An 18,240-nucleotide genomic window follows, 5' to 3' on the forward strand; every position below is an offset into this window, starting at 1 on the left:
GCTCCGGCCCGTCCGGTGGTCAACTTCGGCCAGCGCGTGCCCAAGCCCGGCAATCCGCAGCGCGCGGCCCCCGAGCGTCCCGCCTTCGGCGGTCGTTCGGCCCGTGAACAGGCGATGGGCGGCGGCGAACGGTCCTATACGGATCGCCCGCAGACCGACCGTCCGCAAGCCGACCGTCCCCAGGGCGCCCGCCCGGGTCCCGGCGGCGCAGGTCGTCCGCAAGGCGCCAAGCCGGCTGAACCCGTCCGCTATTCGGCCCTGATCCCGCGTCCCGCCCCCGGCGCCGCTCGTCCCGGCGGCTCGCGCACCGGTCCTGGCGGTCGTCCGACCCCCAACGCGCCTCCGGCCCAGGGCGAAGGGGCCCGCCCCAGCCGCGCCCCCGGCGCCGGCTTCGGCCGTCCGGTCGGTCGCGACGATGATCGCGAGAAGCGTTTCTCCGACGCCGGCAAGGCGGTCAGCCGCACCCGCGGCGAGCCGAAGCGCCGCGAAGGCCGCATGACCATCCAGTCCGTGGTCGGCGACGGCGATGCCGCCGAGCGCATGCGCTCGCTGGCCTCGGTCCGCCGCGCCCGCGAACGCGAGAAGGAAAAGCGCAAGGGCGGATCGACCGATGCGCCGAACCGTCCGCGCGAAGTGGTCATCCCTGACATCATCACCGTGCAGGAGCTGTCCAACCGGATGGCCGTGCGCGGCGTCGACATCATCAAGTTCCTGATGAAACAGGGCCTGATGATGAAGATCAACGACGTGATCGACTCCGACACCGCCGAACTGGTGGCCGAAGAGTTCGGCATGGCGGTCAAGCGCGTCTCTGAATCCGACATCGAATTCGGCTTCCTGGGCGACGCCGACGACGCGGAAGCGGCCGATGTCCGCGCCCCCGTCGTGGCCATCATGGGCCACGTCGACCACGGCAAGACCTCGCTGCTGGACGCCCTGCGCACCACCGACGTCGCGGGCGGCGAAGCCGGCGGCATCACCCAGCATATCGGCGCCTATCAGGTGCGCCTGGACGACGGCCAGAAGGTCACCTTCCTGGACACCCCGGGCCACGCCGCCTTCTCGGCCATGCGGGCGCGCGGCGCCAATGTGACCGACATCGTGGTGCTGGTCGTGGCCGCCGATGACGGCGTCATGCCGCAGACCATCGAGGCCATCCAGCACGCCAAGGCGGCCGGGGCTCCGCTGATCGTCGCGGTCAACAAGATGGACAAGCCGGGGGCGACGTCTCAGAAGGTCGTCAACGAGCTGCTGCAGCACGAAGTCATCGCCGAAAACCTGGGCGGCGACACCCAGATCATCGAGGTCTCGGCCAAGGAGCGGATGAACCTCGACGGCCTGCTGGAAGCCATCCTGGTCCAGGCCGAGGTCATGGATCTGCGCGCCAACGCCGATCGCTCGGCCGAGGGCGTGGTCATCGAGGCCAAGCTGGACAAGGGCCGCGGCCCCGTCGGCACCGTCCTGGTCAAGCGCGGCACGCTGAAGCGCGGCGACATCGTCGTGGCCGGCGGATCGTGGGGCAAGGTTCGCGCCCTGCTGAACGAACGCAACGAGCAGCTGACCGAAGCCGGTCCGTCCGTCCCGGTCGAGATCCTGGGTCTGGACGAGGCCCCGTCTCCGGGCGACGTCTTCGCCGTGGTGGAATCCGAAGCCCGCGCCCGCGAGCTGACCGAATACCGTCAGCGGGTGAAGCGCGAAAAGGCCCAGGTCTCGGGCGGCTCCGTGTCGCTGGTCGACATGATGTCCCGCCTGCAGTCCAAGAAGGTCTCGGAACTGCCGGTCGTCATCAAGGCGGACGTGCAGGGTTCGGCCGAAGCCATCGTCAGCTCGCTGGACAAGATGAGCACCGACGAGGTGCGCGCCCGCACCGTCTATTCCGGCGCCGGCGGCATCACCGAGAGCGACGTCAACCTGGCCAAGTCGGCCGGCGCGCCGATCCTCGGCTTCAACGTCCGTGCGTCGAAACAGGCGCGTGATCTGGCCGAGCGCGAGGGCGTCGAGATCCGCTACTATTCGATCATCTACGACCTGCTGGACGATATCAAAGGCGTGCTGTCCGGCATGCTGGCGCCGCTGCAACGGGAAACCTTCCTGGGCAACGCCGCCGTGCTGCAGGTGTTCGACATCTCCAAGATCGGCAAGATCGCCGGTTGCCGGGTGTCGGAAGGCGTGGTCCGCAAGGGCGCCCGCGTCCGCATCATCCGCGACGATGTGGTGGTTCTGGAGCTGGGCGTGCTCAACACGCTCAAACGCTTCAAGGACGAGGTCAACGAAGTCACGGCCGGCCAGGAATGCGGCATGCAGTTCCAGGGCTTCCAGGACATCAAGGAAGGCGACTACATCGAGTGCTTCACGGTCGAAGAGATCAAGCGCACCCTGGACTAGGTCCGGGTTCGCAAGCATCGAAAGAGACAGGCCCGGAACCCAGGTTCCGGGCCTTTTTCTTTGCGTCAGTCCCGCGCATGATGCCAAGCGTGGCGGGAGAGGCCGCGCGGGGATCGGTTCATGGCCAGACCACATCTGTCGTCGGGCGACTTCTTCGGCGCCGCCTCGCGGACGGTCGAGGCCGGGGGGTTCCGCGTCGGCCTGTGGATCGCCGACCGTCCGCCCGAGAGCGTCGTGTTTCACGCCCATGACGACGCCCATTTCATCCTGGCGCTCGACGACGGCTATTGCAGCCTGGCGCACGACCCCCTGACGCCCAGGGGCGCCGCCTTCGGCCCCGGCGCCCTGGTGTGGAATCCGCCGGGCGTCGAACATCGCGACTGTTTCACCGCCGCCGGCGGCCGCTTCCTGTCCATCAGTTTCGATCCCCCGAAGAGCGCCGGGCGCGGCGACCCCATGCGGTTGCGCGGCGCCCTGGCCGAAGGCGCGGCGCGACGTCTGATCGGGGTGGCCGGCCGGTTCGCGGCTGGAGACGCGGTCGTGATGGAGGGGCTGACCCTGGATCTGGCGGCGGCGGTGCTGACCCCCGGCGACCTGAACGAGGATCCGGCGCCGGAGTGGCTGCTGCGGGCCCATGAGGTTCTGCACGACCTGGCGGATCAGCCAGGGCTGGAGGTGGCGACCGTGGCCCGCATCGTCGGCGTCCACGCCGTTTCACTGGCGCGCCGCTATCGTCGCCATTTCGGCCGTTCGCCGGCGGCCGCCATTCGCCAGGCGCGGGCTGATCGCGCCGCGGGCCGTCTGGCTCGGGGCGTGGACCTGGCCGAACTGGCCGCGCTCGGCGGCTATGCCGACCAGAGCCATCTGACCCGCGAGTTCGGTCATATCTACGGCCTGACGCCCGGCCGCTATCGCGCCCTGTTCGCCTGAGCCGGTTTCACCTGTTCAAGACCCGGCGCGCGCATCCTGCCACACCTCGGGTCTCGCCTCTCTCAAGGATTGTCATGCGTTCCCTGCTTGTCGCGGCCCTCGGGCTCGCTCTCGTCTCGTCCCCCGTCGCGGCCGATCCGGCCTGGCCCGTCGCCGCGCCTGAAAGCCAGGGGGTCTCGGCCGAGGGGCTGGCGGCCATGGACGCCGCCGTCCGCGCCGGGACCTTCCAGAAGATCACCAGCGTCCTGATCGCCCGCCACGGCCGGCTGGTGCACGAGGTCTATTTCGATGAAGCGGGCCGTGAGAGCCGGCGCAACACCCGCTCCGTGACCAAGACCGTCACCGCCATGCTGGTCGGCGCCGCCGTCGCGCGCGGCGACATCGCCAGCGTCGACGCCCCGATCCTGCCCTTCGTCGCCGACCATGGGCCGTTCGACAATCCCGACCCGCGCAAGGCCGCGATCACGGTCGAGGACCTGCTGACCATGAGTTCGCTGCTGGAATGCGACGACGACAATTCCTTCTCGCGCGGCAACGAGGAGCGGATGTATCTGATCGAGGACTGGGTCAAGTTCGCCCTGGACCTGCCGATCCGGGGCTTTCCGGCCTGGATTCCCAAGCCCGAGGACCAGCCCTATGGCCGGGCCTTCAGCTATTGCACCGCCGGCGTGACCACCCTGGGCGCCGTGGTCCAGGCGGCGACGGGCGAACCGCTTCAGGCCTTTGCGCGCGACGCCCTGTTCGGTCCGCTGGGGATCGAGGGCGAGCAGTGGCAGACCTCGCCCCTGGGCCTGGCCCAGGGCGGCGGCGGCCTGGGCCTGCGCAGCCGCGACCTGCTGACCCTGGGCCAGCTGTTGCTGAACCAGGGGCGTTGGGACGGGCGCCAAGTCCTGCCGGAGGCCTTTGCGAAGGCCATGACCGCCCCGCATTCCACGGTCGATCCCGAACGGGGCGACTATGGCTATCTGGTCTGGCTGCCGACCTATCAGGTCGGGGGAAGGCCGCATCCGGCCTGGGCGATGGCGGGGACCGGCGGCAACAAGGTGGTGATCGTTCCGGACCTGGACACGGTCGTGGTGGTGACGACCGAGAACTTCAATGTCCGCAATCCGCACGGCCTGGCCGACGCCCTGATCGCCGGCCACGCCCTGGCGGCCATGAAATAGTCGGGCGCGCCCTGAAACGACAAAGGCCCGGAACCGCAGTTCCGGGCCTTTCCTTTTTTGCGCTCGTCTGCGCCTCAGCGCAGCGGCGGCCGGGTGACGCGCGAGGACAGGTTCTGGACCACTTCGCGGGCGTCGAAGGCGTTGGGGTCGCCGGCGGGCTTGGGACCGCGGCCCATGATGATCTCGGCGTTGGCTTCGTAGCGGTCGATCTGACGCGTGTCGAAGTCGTTGCTCCAGCTGTCCCAGGGGCTCCAGAAACCGCCGCGGTAATAGCGCCAGGACGGACCCCAGTAGGGGCCGTAGAAGCTGTTGTAGCGGCTGTAGAAGGGGTCCGGCGTGGTGACGTAGCGGGTGTCGCGGTCGGTGGCGCGGTTCACGGTGGCGAACCAGTCATAGCCGCTCTCGACCGTCAGTTCGGCCGAACGCAGCAGCAGGGACATCTCGACCTGTTCGCGCGAGGTCACCGAGTTTCCGGCGAAGCTGACGCGATAGCGGTTGTTCTCGACCCGCTGTTCGGCATAGCCGCCGCGTTCGCCGTTGAAGCCGGCGGGTTGATAGGGGGTGGCGGTGGCGCAGGCGGCCAGGGCCAGTCCCGCGACAGCCGTCATCGCCAGGGCTCTGAGCGCCGGCGTCTTTCTGGATAGGGCTTTCATGAATCGACTCCTTGATCGCCCATTCGGGCGCGCTGGCGGCTGAACGGCGCATGAACGGCCATGTTCCCCACCAATCTAGGACGAAGCCGGGCTGCGTCTAGAGCCGCAATACGATCAGTACCGCCGCCGTCAGCAAAAGGACGCCGACGAACAGGCCGAAACCGCGCCGGAACCGGGGTTGCTGCATGCGCTGCGACAAGGCGGCGCCGGACAGGGCGTAGGCGCTCATCGACATCATATCCATGCCGATGACGGCCAGGGCGAACAGGGCCAGCTGCGGCGCGACGGGCCGCTCGACGTCCAGAAACGGCGGCAGGACGGCGGTGAAGAACAGGATGGCCTTGGGGTTGGCGATCTGGACCGCGAAACCGTCGACGAAGGCGCTGCGGCCCTTGCGCACCGCGACGGCGTGATCGGGCTGCTGGGGGTCGGCGGGGGCGGCGTCGCGCCAGGCGCCGCGCAGGGCCTTGATCCCCAGCCAGGCGACATAGAGGGCTCCCCCTATGGCGATCAGGTGAAAGGCGTCGGGAAAGGCCTTGACCAGGGCGCCCAGCCCCAGGGCGGCGGCGGCGAACCAGACCAGGGTGGCGCAGTTCATGCCCACCACCCCGACCAAGGCCGAGGCGCGGCCCTTCTCCACCCCGGTCGCGACCGCGAACAGATTGGCGGGGCCCGGTGTGATGGCCATCACCACCATCACCCCCAGAAAGGTCGAATAGAGGTGCGGATCGACGGGCAGGGCGGACATGCGGCGCGATGTCGCTGTAATGGCGGCGGCGGTCAAGGCCGGGCGACGCCTTCATCAGACGCGGACGGCGAAACCGGGTCAGGTCGCCGGCGGCTGGGGGGCTTGCGGCGGTTCAGGCGGCGCGATGGGCGCCACATCCTCCGCCTCTTCCTCCGCGACCACGGCGTCCGCCGCCTGGTCCATCGCGTACTGGGCGATCAGACCATAGGTCACCATCTGTTCGGGATCGGGATTGGTCCAGGCGCTGTTGCGGGCGATGCCGGTTCCGGCGGCGACGCCCTGTTGCATCCCCTCTTCCATCGCGCGTTTGACCTCGGGGTCGTTCAGGGCGTCTTCGACCAGGGCGTCGACGTCGATGTCCTTCAACGCCTCGGCGGCCAGTTCGGACGCGTGTCGGGTGGCTTCGGCGGTGAAGGCGGCGACGTCCGGCGCATAGGCGGACCAGAGGGCGGCGATGCTCTGGCCGCGGGCGCTCTCGCTCAGATTCGGGTCTTCGGAAATGGCCTCGGCCCGTTTGCCGAAAGCCTCCATCCGCGCCTCAAAGGCGTCGGCGGCGGCTTCGAGCCGCGCTTCGGCGGAGTCGGGATCGTGAGCCACGCCCCGGGCCGGCGCCGCCTGGGACGCCGCATTCTGGGACGCCGCATTCTGGGCGAGCGCCGAGGAGAGGGGCAGAAGGGCCAGGGCGGCCGTCAGGCTGAGCGCGCGGATCATGGGAGCTTCCCCGTTGATGACCCGTGCAAACTCCGCCCAAGGCCGCCCCGCCTCAAGTGAAATCGCGGTAAGACGCGGCGCTACTGCGGCGCAGGGGCGGTCTTCGCGGCGATCTCGGCGCGGACCATGGCCGGAACGGACTTGATCTGCTCCACAGCCGCAGCGACCTGTTCGGCCGGCGCGCCCTGGGCGACGGCGAAGGTCTGAACCTCGGCGGCGAAGGACGCGGCCTCCGAATCGTAACGCGCCTGGATGGCCGCGAGGTCGGTCGCGGCCTTGGCCTTGTCCGCCTGGGTCGCGGCGGCCTCCATCTCGGCGGACATGGCTTCCATGCTCTTGCCGAAGGCCTCGGCGCGGGCCTCGAAGGCGGCAGGTCGCCGCACAATTGTTCCGACAAGGGCGCCGGCAAGCCGTTCCCGCGCCAGACCCAGAACACGATAAGGCTTGCCGCCGCCGAACTGCAACGGGGGAAAGAGCGGGCGGATCTCTGAAAACGCCTGAACCTTGGCCGTTACTTGTCGGGATCCTCGGGGTGCGCAATTCTACCTAGATTTTAAACAATGGAATTCTAAGGGCTTTGGCCCAGCCTGCCGGTATGGGTCGGAGCAGATCGAGTCTGGGGCGTGGGCGCTGGCGGTTTTTCCGCCATGACGCCGGTCGGGAGGCAGGCCCGCCGCCCTGGCTCTACGTATTGCTGTTCATCGCCAGTCAGTTGCTGGGCCAGTGGAGCATCGCGGCCCTGCACGCCACCGTGATGTGGCCCGCCAACGCCGTGCTGCTGGCGGCGGTGCTGCAGTTGCGCCGGGACAAGGCCATGGGGGTCATGGTCGGCTGCGTCCTGATCAATCTGGCCAGCAATATCGTCCGGGGCGACATCCTTCTGTTCGCGATCACCAATGTCGCCCTGAACCTGCTGCAGGTGGGGATCGCCACCCTGCTGGCGCGTCGCCTTTGCGGGGCGGCCCTCGATATGCGGCGTCCGCTTCGCCTGTTCCGGTTCGCCGTCGGGGCAGCGGTTCCGGCCGTCGCCGTGACCACCCTGCTGGCGGGCCTGATCGCGGTCATCGCCGGGCGGCCGCCGCTGGAAAGCCTCGGCTTCCGCATGCGCCACCTGTTCGACATGGAACTGCTGGCGATGATGATCGTCGCGCCGACCCTGTTGCTGGTCGCGCGCAATCACCGCTTCCGCAAGGACGCCCTGGCGTCGCGCTCCGAGTTCGTCATTCTGATGAGCCTGGTGGCCGTTGCAGCCCTGTGGGCCTTCGGTCAGAATCAGGCGCCCATTCTGTTCATCATCTTCCCGCCGTTGATCCTGCTGGCCTTCCGCCTGTCCCCGCCGTGGACGGCGGGGGCGGTGATCCTGGTCGCGGTCATCGGGGCCGGCGCCACCGTCACCGGCCATGGACCCGTGATTCTGACCCGGCTGGCCTTCGACCCGGCTCTGGAGGGGGTTCCCGCCGTCATGCGGCAGATGAACGTGCTTCATCTGTTTCTCCTGACCGTGGTGATCACGGCCCTGCCGATCACCGCCCTGTCGACCGAACGGCGTCGTCTGGTCGCCCGCCTGAACGTGCGCACCGAAGCCGCCTTGGCCGCCTTGAAACGCGCTGAACAGGCGGACGCGGCCAAGTCCCGGTTCCTGGCCATGATGAGCCACGAGATGCGCACGCCCCTGACCGGGATCACCGGCTATGCGGATCTGCTGTCGCGACATCCCGAACTGGACGCCGAGGGCCGACGTCAGGTCGAGGCCGTGCATCAGTGCGGCGAGGCCATGCTGCGCCTGATCGAGGATTTGCTGGAGGTGTCGAACGGCTGTTCTGCGCTCGACCTGAAGCCGGAGGACCTCTCCACCCTGATCGACGAGGCCGTCGGGCCGGCGCGCGAATGGGCCGCCGTCCGGGGCCTGAACTTCGCTGTAGGCTTCGCTCCCGGTACGGAAGGCTTGGTCCTGACCGACGGGCGACGCCTGCGTCAGATTCTGCACCACCTGGGCAGCAACGCCGTGAAGTTCACCGGCAAGGGCGGGGTGCGCATCGGGGTGGAGCGGGTGGGCGACCGACTGCGTTTCGCGATCAATGACACCGGTTGCGGCATGACCGAGGAGGTTCTCGCCGGAATCTTCAGCCTGTTCGAACAGGCGGACGCCACCACCAGCCGCGCCCATGAGGGGGCCGGCGTCGGTCTGGCCCTGGCCAAGAACCACATCGACCGGCTGGGCGGGACCGTGACCGTCGAAAGCACGCCCCACAGGGGGACGACATTCACGGTGGAAATCCCGGCCAAGGCCGTGGCGGCCGCGGCCGCCCCTCCGGTCGAGACGCCGCCGCTGGAGGCGCGACGCATGCGCGTCCTGGTCGTCGATGACCATCCCGCCAACCGCGATCTGCTGCGGATCATGCTGCAGGCCGTCGACTGCGAGACCGCCGAGGCCTGCGACGGGCGCGAGGCGGTCGAGGCCGTGCGGACGGGGGATTTCGACCTGGTGCTGATGGACATCCGCATGCCGGTTATGGACGGCGTCGCCGCCACCCGGGCCATACGCGCGCTGGAGGGGCCGGCGGCCGGAACCGCCATCCTGGCCGTGACCGCCGAGGCCATGCCGGAGGACGTGGCGCGCTGCCTGTCCGCCGGCATGGACGCTCATGTGGCCAAGCCTGTCACCCAGGCCCGTCTCTATGCGGCCATGGACCAGGCCATGGACGCCGCCGAACACAGGATCGACGACGTCCGAGCGGCTTAAAGCCGCCTACCAGGTCAGGTTGACCCGCGCATAGACGAACCGCCCGTTGAAGCCGAACGGCGAGTTGTAGGGATAGCCCAGCACTCCGTTCGAGTTCAGCGAGGCCGGGGTCGCGTCGGGATATTCGTCGAACAGATTGTCCGCCCCGACCGCCAGCCCGACCCGGTCGGTCAGCTGATACCGGCCCTCCAGATCGATCACCGTCTTCTCACCCGTGCGATAGTCGTTGGCCGCCACCGAGCCCGGTTGCAGCACGTCGCCGTAATAGGTGGCCCGCAGCGTGGCCCCCCACTTGTCCAGATCCCAGTCTGCGCCGGCCGAGACCTTCACGTCCGGCGTGCCCTCTTCGATGGTCAGGATCCGCTGGCGGCCGAACAGGCCGGGCGCCAGGTCGGTGTCCAGCGAGACGTCGTTGAAGTTGGCCGCCACGGTGAAGTCGAAATCGCCGACGGTGTCGGTCCGCAGGCGATAGCGGCCCACCACGTCCACCCCTTCCGTCGTGGTCGAGACCCCGTTCAGGAAGAAGCGCGCCGCCTGAACCCCCAGCGGGGTCAGCAGGGCGGGGTCGCGGATCAGCTCGGACAGGACGATCTGGTCCTCGATCTCGATCTTGTAGGCGTCCACCGTCAGGTCGAAGGCCCCCAGCCGCACCACGGCGCCCAGCGAATAATTGGTCGAGGCCTCGGGCTTCAGCGGCCGCCCGCCCAGGGCCGTCCCCACCGGGCTGACCGACGGGAAGGTGCCGGTCTCCACCACCGCCCCGTCCTGGATCACCGACGAGGTCGAGGTGAAATAGGACTGTTGCAGCGACGGGGCGCGGAAGCCGGTCGAGACCGAGCCGCGCAGGGCGAAGTTGGGGGTGAAGTCATACCGGCCCGACAGCTTGCCCGTCTGGGTGTCGCCGAAGTCGGAATAGTCCTCGAACCGCACCGCCCCGGCCAGGGTCAGCTTGTCGGTGATCGGCAGTTCGATATCGGCATAGGCGGCGAAATTGTCGCGATCGACGTCCACTTCGTTCGACGGCTGGAAGCCGGGGAAGCCCTGGGCCCCGCCCGACAGGGCGGTGTTCGACCCCAGCGGCCCGCGGTCATAGCTCTCGGGCTGGCCCGCCTCGATCTGATAATTCTCCCAGCGCTGCTCCAGGCCCCAGGCCAGGTTCAGCGGACCGCCCGCCAGGCCGGCCTCGAACTGCCGGCTGAAGTCGGCGCCCAGCACCAGCTGGTCATAGATCAGGCTGCCGGAATCGAAACTGGTCAGCGACGCCGCCCCATAGGTCGAGTTCAGCGAATCCTCGGTGCGGAAATCCAGGGCGTTGCGGCCATAGACCAGGCTGACGTCGGCGTCCCATCCGGCGATGACGCCGCGCAGGCCCCCGGCCAGGGAGGCGTCCTTCGAATTGACGGCGACCTTGGGCAGGAAGCCGTTCGGATAGAGGACCGCGACATTGTTGACGTTGTCGCGCAGGCGCGGGAAGGCGGCGCCGGAGCTGTCGCGGTCCTGATAGCCGGCCCAGCCATAGGCCTCCCAGCCGTTCCCCAGACCCTTGCCAGCGTTGGCGAAGACGGTCCACTGCTCGACGTCCGGATCGCCGAACCGGGCGGTCACGGCGCCGTTGGCGGCCGCGCGGGGATCATAGTCTGAACGGTTGGTCGACTCGCGGTTCAGATATTCCGCCGACAGGGTCAGGAAGCCGTCGTCGCCCAGGGCGAACCCCTGCCAGGCCGAGGCGGTGGTGGTGGCGCCGTCCTCCTCGTCGCGCTCGCCGCGCGCGGTCTTCACCTTGGTCAGGTACTGGCCGTAGGTGAGGCTGGCGCCGCCGCCGCTGGAGGCTTCCTTCAGCCGCAGGTTCACCACCCCGGCGATGGCGTCCGAGCCGTACTGGGCCGAGGCCCCGTCGCGCAGCACCTCGACCCGGTCCAGGGCCGCGGTCGGAATGGCGTTCAGGTCCACGGCGGCCGAGCCCCGGCCGACGACGCCGTTGGTGTTGACCAGGGCCGAGGCGTGGCGGCGCGTGCCGTTGACCAGGACCAGGGTCTGGTCGGGCGACAGGCCGCGCAGGGTGGCCGGGCGGATCGAGTCGCTGCCGTCATTGGCCGAGGGGCGCGGGAAGGTCAGGGACGGCACCGACTGGGCCAGGGCCGTCGCGAACTCGGTCGTGCCCCGGTTCTGCAGGCTCTGGGCTGTGACCACGTCGACGGGCGCCAGGGTGTCGAGACGCGAGCGGTTGGGCACGCGGGTGCCGGTGACGACGATCTCGTCCACGGTCGCGGCCTCATCCGGGGCCTCTTGAGCGAAGGCGGGCGCGGCGCTCAGCAGGGCGACGGCGGAGACGGTGGCGAGAAGCGCCGGCGAGGCGGCTCGGAAGGCGGTGCGCATTTGAGAGATTTCCTGATGATTGTGTCTTGGCGCGCACGGGCGCGCGGAGCCGGCGTCTTCGACGTCCGGCCTAGGGGGTTGGATGTGACGGATCGGGCGGCTTCAGCCGCTACATCGTCCGCCGCGCCGATAAGGGCCGGCCTGTGTCAGGACTTTGGACATCGTCGTCTCCGACCGCGCGGTCAGGGGGAGCGCCTCGCGGTCATGGCCATATCAGGGCGAAGATGCGGCGGGTCAATGCGCGGAAGGGGCCATGTTTCCTGTGAGTAGAGCGCAGAAAATCTATAGACCGGATGACGAACGGTATAGGCCGGCGTCACCTCTCCGCGCGCGAAGGCGCGTGGGGAGGACAGGTCGCACTTGCGACCAGGCGGGGGCGACTCCGGCGGTGGGGATGACCTCAAGAGCGTCTGACACCGAGTCGCCCCCTCCTGGCGCTCGCTGACGCTCCCGCCTGTCCTCCCCGTCGGCCTTCGCCGACAGGGAGGTGAGCGAGCGCGCGACCCTATCGCGGACTCGACCTTCGATCAGCCGGCGTCAAACGGAAGTCGGTCGCTCCACAGGGGCTTGAGGGCAAGCGATCCCATTGATGAACACGCCGGCCAGATGAGCGATGCGCGCTTGCGGCGCGCTGTCTTGCTCGGTCGCGAGCGAGATCGCCGTCGCTATGCAGACCAGATCGTCAAAGCGGATGTCCGGTCGAATAGCGCCGACCGTCTGACCACGCGTCAGGAGCCGGGCGCCTTCTTCGCTTGTCGCGCGACATCCGGGCGTTCCGATCTGGAGCACGGTCCCAAGCGAAGCTGCGACCCCGCGATACATGTTCGTGTATCGAACAAGGTCTTGAAGATAGGTCCGCAGGGCGTCCAGCGGACCTATCTTCTCCCCTCGATTCCGCGTGGTCTCGGCAAAGGCCAGGAATCTGGCGCTGTAGGTCGCGGCCAATAGGTCTTCCCGGGTTGGAAAGCGGCGATAGAGGGTTCCGATTCCGACGCCCGCGCGCTTGGCGACGTCTTCCAACGAAACGCGGGCGCCGCGCTCCAGAAACACCGCCTCCGCAGCGGCGAGGATTTGATCCCTGTTTCGTCGGGCGTCGGCCCGCAAGGGGGCGTCTTCAGTCAAGTTCGGTTGCTCGCAATGCTTGTCAAATGGAGGATGTCTCCATATAGGAAATGGAGCAATCCTCCACTTACTGAAGGCGGTCGGAAACATGGCGAAGCGATTTGACGACAAGGTCGTGGTGATAACGGGCGGAACGGAGGGAATAGGCCTGACGACGGCCAAGGCTTTCGCCGCAGAAGGCGCCCACGTCTATATCACCGGTCGCCGGCGAGACCGGCTGGACGACGCGGTCGAGGAAATCGGCGACGGCGCCGTTGGGGTTCAGGGCGATGTCAGCAATCTCGCCGACCTTGATCGGCTGTACGCGCAGATAGGGGGCGATCACGGCCGCGTGGACGTCGTGTTCGCAAACGCCGGGGTGTCAGAATCCGCGCCCGTCGGCGGCATTGACGAGGATCATTTCGACCGCGTCTTCGGCATCAACGTCAAGGGTACGGTGTTCACCGTGCAAAAGGCTCTGCCCCTGATGTCCGCTGGCGGCGCCGTGGTGTTGGCGGGGTCCGGCGCCGGGAGCAAGGGCTTTGCCGATCTGTCCATATACAGCGCGACAAAAGCGGCGATCCGCTCTTTCGCCCGAACCTGGACGACCGATCTGAAAAGCCTTGGCGTTCGCGTGAATGTCGTTTCGCCCGGCATGGTCCTGACCCCTGCGATGCAGACCTACCTCCAGAACAACGAGGGCGCTGAACAGTGGATGCTGCAGACCATTCCGTTCGGCAGGCTCGCCCAGACCGAGGAAATCGCCAAGGCGGTGCTGTTCCTGGCCTCGGATGAAAGCAGCTTCGTCGGCGGCGAAGAGCTGTTGGTCGACGGAGGATTCGTGGCCGTCTGAAAACGTCCCGCGTCTGCCGGCGAAATTTTCGCCTCACAGTTCGGCGCCATGAATTCCAGAGGCTGCATTCGCCGGCAGGGACGGTCGGCGGACCATCCCCAGGGCCGTCCCCAGTTTCCTCAATCCAAACCACAAGATGTAGCGGGTAGGACAATTTGTGATCACCAAATAGGTGATTTCCGACTTGGCGCCGGGCACGCCGAGTCGCATGGTGAGCCCCTCTCCGGAATCGCTCTTTTCAGGTCCAGTTCGATGAACGCCACCCCCCCGATCATCCGCGCCGACCGCGCCGGTCTTCTGACCCCCTCCGCCGCCTACAAGCCGTTCCGCTATCCGTGGGCGTTCGACATGTGGAAGAAGCAGCAGCAGGTCCACTGGATGCCGGAAGAGGTGCCGCTGGGCGAAGACGTCAAGGACTGGGCATCGACCCTGAACGATAACGAACGCAACCTGCTGACCCAGATCTTCCGCTTCTTCACCCAGGCGGACATCGAGGTTCAGGACAACTACATGGAACGCTACGGCCGGGTGTTCAAACCGACCGAAGTGAAGATGATGCTGGCCGCCTTCGGCAATATGGAGACCATCCATATCGCGGCCTACGCCCTGCTGCTCGAGACCATCGGCATGCCCGAGAGCGAGTTCGGCGCCTTCATGGAATACGAGGCCATGCGGGACAAGCACGACTATATGGGCCAGTTCGGCGTGGATTCAGACGCCGACATCTGTCGGACCCTGGCCATGTTCGGCGGCTTCTCGGAAGGGGTTCAGCTGTTCGCCTCCTTCGCCATGCTGATGAACTTCCCGCGCCAGAACAAGATGAAGGGCATGGGCCAGATCGTCTCCTGGTCGGTGCGCGACGAGAGCCTGCACTGCGAGGGCATCATCAAGCTGTACCACGCCTTCAACAAGGAGACGGGGGCCGTCACCAAGGCCGTGGCCGACGACATCGTCGATTGCTGCAAGACCGTGGTGAACATGGAGGACAGGTTTATCGACCTGGCCTTCGAAATGGGCTCGGTCCAGGGCATGACGCCCGAGGACATCAAACAGTATATCCGCTTCATCGCCGACTGGCGCCTGCGCCAGTTGAAGCTGCCGGAAGTCTATGGGGTCAAGGAAAACCCGCTGCCCTGGCTGCAGTCCCTGCTGTCGGGCGTCGAACACGCCAACTTCTTCGAGGCGCGCGCCACCGAATATTCGAAGGCCGCGACGCAGGGCAATTGGCACGGTTCGGACGGCGTCTGGACCGAGTTCGACCGGATGATGGCCCGCCGCGACATGAGCCTGGTCGCGGGCTGAGCCCGGTTGGCTACGGCTGCGGCCTGACCCAGGCGGGTCGGGCCGTGCAGGCCTCGCGGAAGCCCGACTGGCACAGCCGCACCTGTTCGCGCCAGGCCGCATAGTCGCGGTCGTACTGGTCCTGGGCCGCCCGGGTCGCCTCGGCCGCGGCTCGCGCCTGTTCCTCGGCTTGACGCACCTCGATCTGATGACGGGCCACGGCGGCGTCATAGTCCAGCCGGGCGGCCTCGTCCGCCTTGTCGGCCAGGGCGTTCTGGGCGGCGATCTCGTCGTTCAGCGCTCGGGTGAGACGCAATTCTTCCTCGGTCTGTCTGGAATCCTCAGCCCGGTGGTAGGCTTCGCCCTTCGCCCGCAGCAGCGCCTCGTGCGCGGCGGGGTCCTGGGGGTCGGGCAGGGCGCGCTGATCGCGATAGGGGTCCGGCGCGCTATAGGGATCCGGGGCCGTCTGCGGCGCCGTCCGGGCCTGAGCCGCGCCGGTCAGGGCGATCGTCGCCAGCAGGGCGCCGAACAGGGACATTCGGATGGTCATGCAGCTATCCTTCGCTCAAGGCTCGTCGCCCGACCTTCGCCGTAACGGCGTCGATCCGCCATAACGCAGTCGTGACGAAAAGGTGGCGCGCGGCGCCGCTTCACGTCATGGTCGCGGTCGTTCCGATCGCCCAGCCCGACACCGAGCAGACCTCATGATCCTAAGCACCTCGTCCGGAGACTATCCGATCCCCGCCGACGTCGCGCGTCAACTGCCGAACGTACCCGCCCTGCCCGATCCGGCCGCGCCGAACGCGCGGCTGCAGATCGAGGATTTCCGCCACTGGCTGGACGCCTCGCCCGAGCACGCCATCGACTATGAGCGGCTGCGGCGCTGGCATCTGGTGCAGGATGAACTGGCGGCCCAGGCCAAGGCGGCGAACCGCGCCTTCATCGTCTCGGACGACGGTCTGGAATAGGCGCCGGATCTGAAGCTCTAGGCGGGCAGGCGCAGCTCGAACACCGCCCCGCTTCCCTCATTGGCGCCTTCGCCGGGGACCAGCCTCAGGTCGCCGCCGTGCAGGGCCGCCAGTTCGCGCGATATGGTCAGGCCCAGGCCCGATCCGTCCGAGCTCTTGGAGCTGACGAAGGGTTCGAACAGACGCTCGGCCAGACGCGGCGGAATGCCCGGCCCGTCATCGGCGATGCGGACCACGCAGACCCCGTCCTCGCCGAAGGCGCTGACGGTGACGGCCCCCCGGCCGCGCCGCTCCGGCGGACGTCCCCCGTCGGCCTCGATGGCCTGGCGGGCGTTGCGCATCAGATTGACCAGTATGCGATAGAGCTGGTCCGGGTCGGCCTCGACCGCGAACCGGGCGGGCAGTTGCTTGACCAGCCGCACGCCGTCCGGCTCCAGCCCCGCGTCCTCGGCCGCCACGGTCAGGGCCTTGGTCAGGACCACGCGGGTCTTCTGGGGCGCCGGCTCCTCGCTGCGGCCATACTCCAGCACATTGCGCGACAAACCGGCGGCGCGGCTCAGCGCCCGCTCCAGCCGGGGCAGGGCCTTGGCCACCTGGGGGTCGGCCGAGGTGGCCAGCCGCTCCGACGCCATCTGGGCCGAGGTCAGCATGTTGCGCAGGTCGTGGTTGATCTTGGCCACCGCCTCGCCCAGGGCGACCAGACGGGCGCGCGAGCGCAGGGACTGACGCACCTCCTCCTGCATCCGCGACAGTTCGCGCTCGACCCGGCCGATCTCGTCATGCCGGTCGGAGGGGGGCTCGGCCTCGCTCTCGGGATCGGCGGCGAACCGCTCCATCGACCGGGTGACGCGCCGCAGGGGGCGCAGCACCAGCAGGGCCAGGCCGCCATACAGCAGGGCGCCCGCCGTCACCGAGACCAGCAGCGACACCAGAAGACTGTTCAGCAGGAAGGATTTCAGTTCCAGCTTCAACGGCTGGGCCGGGGTGACGATCTCGATGAAGTCGCCCGAGCGATAGCGCGGCTTGGCCTGGACCCGCAGCGACCGGTCCGGATGGCCGAACAGGGTGCGCCAGGGGTCGGTCAGCCGCGCCCAGCTGTTCTGCTGGCGCAGGTCGATCAGTTCGGGGGCCCGCGGCAGATTGGGGGCCTGGAGCAGCAGCCGCCGCACCCCCTGTTCGGTCAGGGCCACGGCCTGGACGCCGCCGATCCGCATCAGCTCGGCCGCCGTGTCGTCCTCGACCGCGCTATAGGGCAGGGCCTCGACCCCGACCGAGGCCAGTTCGGCCGCCTGCAGCCGGTCACGCAGCCAGCGCTCGTGGAAGGCGGCCAGGTTGGGCCCCATGATCAGGGCCTCGACCGCCAGGGTGAAGGCCACGGTCAGCAGCAGCAGCCGCGCCGACAGGCCGTCCGGCGCGCGGGGCCGCAAGCGCTCGCGCCAGGTCTCCACCGCCTCGGGCGACAGTTTCAGCACCGTCGCCGCCTTGTCGAACAGGGGGCTCATGTCGGGGCGGTCTCCGCACGTCGGGCGCGGACCATCTGGATCAGTTTGATGCCGATGGGCAACAGCAGGGACAGGAAGGCCACCCCCATCAGCGGCCAGAAGAACTGGTGAAGCAGCATCGGCAGATCCGGGCGCACCCCGGCCCGCAGCAGGCCGCCCAGTTGCGATCCGATCCAGGTGTAGATGAAGGTCGACGGCAGCAGGCCGATGAAGGTGGCGATCACATAGGGCCGCAGCGGCACCGCCATCATGCCCGCCGTGGCGTTGACCAGGACGAAGGGCACGCTGGGGATCACGCGCAGGGTGAACAGGGTGGTGAAGGCGTTGCGGTCGATCCCCTTGGCCACCCGATCCATGAAGCCGGCGTCGGCCTCGAACTTGGCGCGCAGCCAGGTGCCGATCGAGGTGCGATAGACGGAATAGATGACGACCGAGCCTATGGTGGCCCCGCTGGCCTGGGCCAGGGCGCCCACATAGGGGCCGAACATCATCCCGCCCAGCAGGGTCAGGAAGACCGGGCCGGGAATGGTCGAGGCGGTGGCCACGGCGTAGACGGCGACGAAGGCGGCCAGGGCGATCCACCAATGGGCCTGGGCATAGGCCCGAAGGTTCAGCCCGTGCTCGCGGATCAGATCCATCGACAGATAGCGGTTCCAGCCCAGGGCGAAGAAAACGACCACCAGGCCGGCGATGACCGCCAGCGGCGCCAACCGCAGGGCCCAGTCCTTCGCCGTTCGTTTCGCCATACGCTCGTCATTCCCGAATTGCCGACCGAGCGTTGACTCGCGCGGTCATGCGACTTATACGCCCGCCCTTCCTGCGA

General features: G+C 68.1%; 16 protein-coding genes. 7 read left to right on the plus strand and 9 right to left on the minus strand.

Going from position 1 to position 18,240, the window contains the following annotated elements; genetic code table 11:
- The 3 genes from infB to ER13_RS06235 all read left to right on the plus strand — a co-directional run.
- Nucleotides 1-2,385: translation initiation factor IF-2 (gene infB, locus ER13_RS06225; RefSeq protein WP_052004924.1), on the plus strand; the 2,385-nt coding region annotated here is incomplete at its 5' end.
- Between the two features lie 120 nt (nt 2,386-2,505).
- Entirely contained in the window at nt 2,506-3,315 is an 810-nt protein-coding gene (locus tag ER13_RS06230; protein ID WP_008259275.1) for an AraC family transcriptional regulator, read from the plus strand.
- Between the two features lie 74 nt (nt 3,316-3,389).
- Nucleotides 3,390-4,481, plus strand: a complete 1,092-nt coding sequence (locus ER13_RS06235) for a serine hydrolase (protein ID WP_008258862.1) — start codon at nt 3,390-3,392, stop codon at nt 4,479-4,481.
- 74 nt (nt 4,482-4,555) lie between these two features.
- On the opposite strand, the gene ER13_RS06240 is transcribed toward ER13_RS06235, so the two are convergent.
- The 4 genes from ER13_RS06240 to ER13_RS06255 form a co-directional block, all read right to left on the minus strand.
- Complete coding sequence (locus tag ER13_RS06240; protein ID WP_008260529.1) at nt 4,556-5,134, minus strand: hypothetical protein; 579 nt, start codon at nt 5,132-5,134, stop codon at nt 4,556-4,558.
- Between the two features lie 97 nt (nt 5,135-5,231).
- A complete protein-coding gene (locus ER13_RS06245; RefSeq protein WP_035307645.1) occupies nt 5,232-5,882 on the minus strand; it encodes a LysE family translocator in 651 nt (216 codons plus the stop codon).
- Between the two features lie 78 nt (nt 5,883-5,960).
- Nucleotides 5,961-6,593 carry a hypothetical protein gene (locus tag ER13_RS06250; protein ID WP_008261259.1) on the minus strand — a complete coding sequence of 211 codons (633 nt, stop codon included), beginning with the start codon at nt 6,591-6,593 and terminating at the stop codon, nt 5,961-5,963.
- A gap of 80 nt (nt 6,594-6,673) precedes the next feature.
- Complete coding sequence (locus tag ER13_RS06255) at nt 6,674-6,976, minus strand: hypothetical protein (protein ID WP_155988117.1); 303 nt, start codon at nt 6,974-6,976, stop codon at nt 6,674-6,676.
- A 308-nt stretch (nt 6,977-7,284) separates the two neighbouring features.
- Here ER13_RS06255 and ER13_RS06260 point away from each other — a divergent pair, with 308 nt between their 5' ends.
- Nucleotides 7,285-9,336, plus strand: a complete 2,052-nt coding sequence (locus ER13_RS06260) for a response regulator (protein WP_035307647.1) — start codon at nt 7,285-7,287, stop codon at nt 9,334-9,336.
- Nucleotides 9,337-9,342: 6 nt separating this feature from the next.
- Here the strand turns inward: ER13_RS06260 and ER13_RS06265 are convergent, their stop codons facing one another.
- Together ER13_RS06265 and ER13_RS06270 are read right to left on the minus strand one after the other, a co-directional pair.
- On the minus strand, nt 9,343-11,712 hold the full coding sequence (locus ER13_RS06265) for a TonB-dependent siderophore receptor (RefSeq protein WP_081836150.1): 2,370 nt from the start codon (nt 11,710-11,712) through the stop codon (nt 9,343-9,345).
- A 537-nt stretch (nt 11,713-12,249) separates the two neighbouring features.
- Complete coding sequence (locus tag ER13_RS06270; RefSeq protein ID WP_035307651.1) at nt 12,250-12,834, minus strand: TetR/AcrR family transcriptional regulator; 585 nt, start codon at nt 12,832-12,834, stop codon at nt 12,250-12,252.
- Between the two features lie 88 nt (nt 12,835-12,922).
- Here ER13_RS06270 and ER13_RS06275 point away from each other — a divergent pair, with 88 nt between their 5' ends.
- Together ER13_RS06275 and ER13_RS06280 are read left to right on the plus strand one after the other, a co-directional pair.
- A complete protein-coding gene (locus tag ER13_RS06275) occupies nt 12,923-13,666 on the plus strand; it encodes an SDR family NAD(P)-dependent oxidoreductase (protein WP_035307653.1) in 744 nt (247 codons plus the stop codon).
- A gap of 252 nt (nt 13,667-13,918) precedes the next feature.
- Nucleotides 13,919-14,968 carry a ribonucleotide-diphosphate reductase subunit beta gene (locus ER13_RS06280; RefSeq protein ID WP_035307655.1) on the plus strand — a complete coding sequence of 350 codons (1,050 nt, stop codon included), beginning with the start codon at nt 13,919-13,921 and terminating at the stop codon, nt 14,966-14,968.
- A gap of 10 nt (nt 14,969-14,978) precedes the next feature.
- On the opposite strand, the gene ER13_RS06285 is transcribed toward ER13_RS06280, so the two are convergent.
- Complete coding sequence (locus ER13_RS06285) at nt 14,979-15,497, minus strand: hypothetical protein (protein ID WP_035307657.1); 519 nt, start codon at nt 15,495-15,497, stop codon at nt 14,979-14,981.
- 154 nt (nt 15,498-15,651) lie between these two features.
- On the opposite strand from ER13_RS06285, the gene ER13_RS06290 reads away from it, so the two are divergent.
- Nucleotides 15,652-15,915: a hypothetical protein gene (locus ER13_RS06290; RefSeq protein WP_008261527.1), complete on the plus strand. Its 264-nt coding sequence runs from the start codon at nt 15,652-15,654 to the stop codon at nt 15,913-15,915.
- Between the two features lie 17 nt (nt 15,916-15,932).
- Here ER13_RS06290 and ER13_RS06295 read toward each other — a convergent pair whose 3' ends face one another.
- Both ER13_RS06295 and ER13_RS06300 read right to left on the minus strand, forming a co-directional pair.
- On the minus strand, nt 15,933-17,417 hold the full coding sequence (locus ER13_RS06295; RefSeq protein WP_052004926.1) for a sensor histidine kinase: 1,485 nt from the start codon (nt 17,415-17,417) through the stop codon (nt 15,933-15,935).
- Entirely contained in the window at nt 17,414-18,163 is a 750-nt protein-coding gene (locus ER13_RS06300; protein ID WP_008261615.1) for a TVP38/TMEM64 family protein, read from the minus strand. The genes ER13_RS06295 and ER13_RS06300 overlap by 4 nt, the downstream gene beginning before the upstream one ends.
- Nucleotides 18,164-18,240 lie beyond the last annotated feature (77 nt).

The sequence above is a fragment of the Brevundimonas sp. EAKA genome, assembly GCF_000698025.1.
In the GTDB taxonomy this organism is placed as follows: domain Bacteria; phylum Pseudomonadota; class Alphaproteobacteria; order Caulobacterales; family Caulobacteraceae; genus Brevundimonas; species Brevundimonas mediterranea_A.

Bases quoted from the DNA above. Each gene is read 5' to 3' on its own strand.
- ER13_RS06230 (WP_008259275.1), top strand. From the start codon at position 2,506: ATGGCCAGACCACATCTGTCGTCGGGCGACTTCTTCGGCGCCGCCTCG.
- ER13_RS06235 (WP_008258862.1), top strand. From the start codon at position 3,390: ATGCGTTCCCTGCTTGTCGCGGCCCTCGGGCTCGCTCTCGTCTCGTCC.
- ER13_RS06240 (WP_008260529.1), bottom strand. From the start codon at position 5,134: ATGAAAGCCCTATCCAGAAAGACGCCGGCGCTCAGAGCCCTGGCGATG.
- ER13_RS06245 (WP_035307645.1), bottom strand. From the start codon at position 5,882: ATGTCCGCCCTGCCCGTCGATCCGCACCTCTATTCGACCTTTCTGGGG.
- ER13_RS06250 (WP_008261259.1), bottom strand. From the start codon at position 6,593: ATGATCCGCGCGCTCAGCCTGACGGCCGCCCTGGCCCTTCTGCCCCTC.
- ER13_RS06265 (WP_081836150.1), bottom strand. From the start codon at position 11,712: ATGCGCACCGCCTTCCGAGCCGCCTCGCCGGCGCTTCTCGCCACCGTC.
- ER13_RS06275 (WP_035307653.1), top strand. From the start codon at position 12,923: ATGGCGAAGCGATTTGACGACAAGGTCGTGGTGATAACGGGCGGAACG.
- ER13_RS06280 (WP_035307655.1), top strand. From the start codon at position 13,919: ATGAACGCCACCCCCCCGATCATCCGCGCCGACCGCGCCGGTCTTCTG.
- ER13_RS06285 (WP_035307657.1), bottom strand. From the start codon at position 15,497: ATGACCATCCGAATGTCCCTGTTCGGCGCCCTGCTGGCGACGATCGCC.
- ER13_RS06290 (WP_008261527.1), top strand. From the start codon at position 15,652: ATGATCCTAAGCACCTCGTCCGGAGACTATCCGATCCCCGCCGACGTC.
- ER13_RS06295 (WP_052004926.1), bottom strand. From the start codon at position 17,417: ATGAGCCCCCTGTTCGACAAGGCGGCGACGGTGCTGAAACTGTCGCCC.
- ER13_RS06300 (WP_008261615.1), bottom strand. From the start codon at position 18,163: ATGGCGAAACGAACGGCGAAGGACTGGGCCCTGCGGTTGGCGCCGCTG.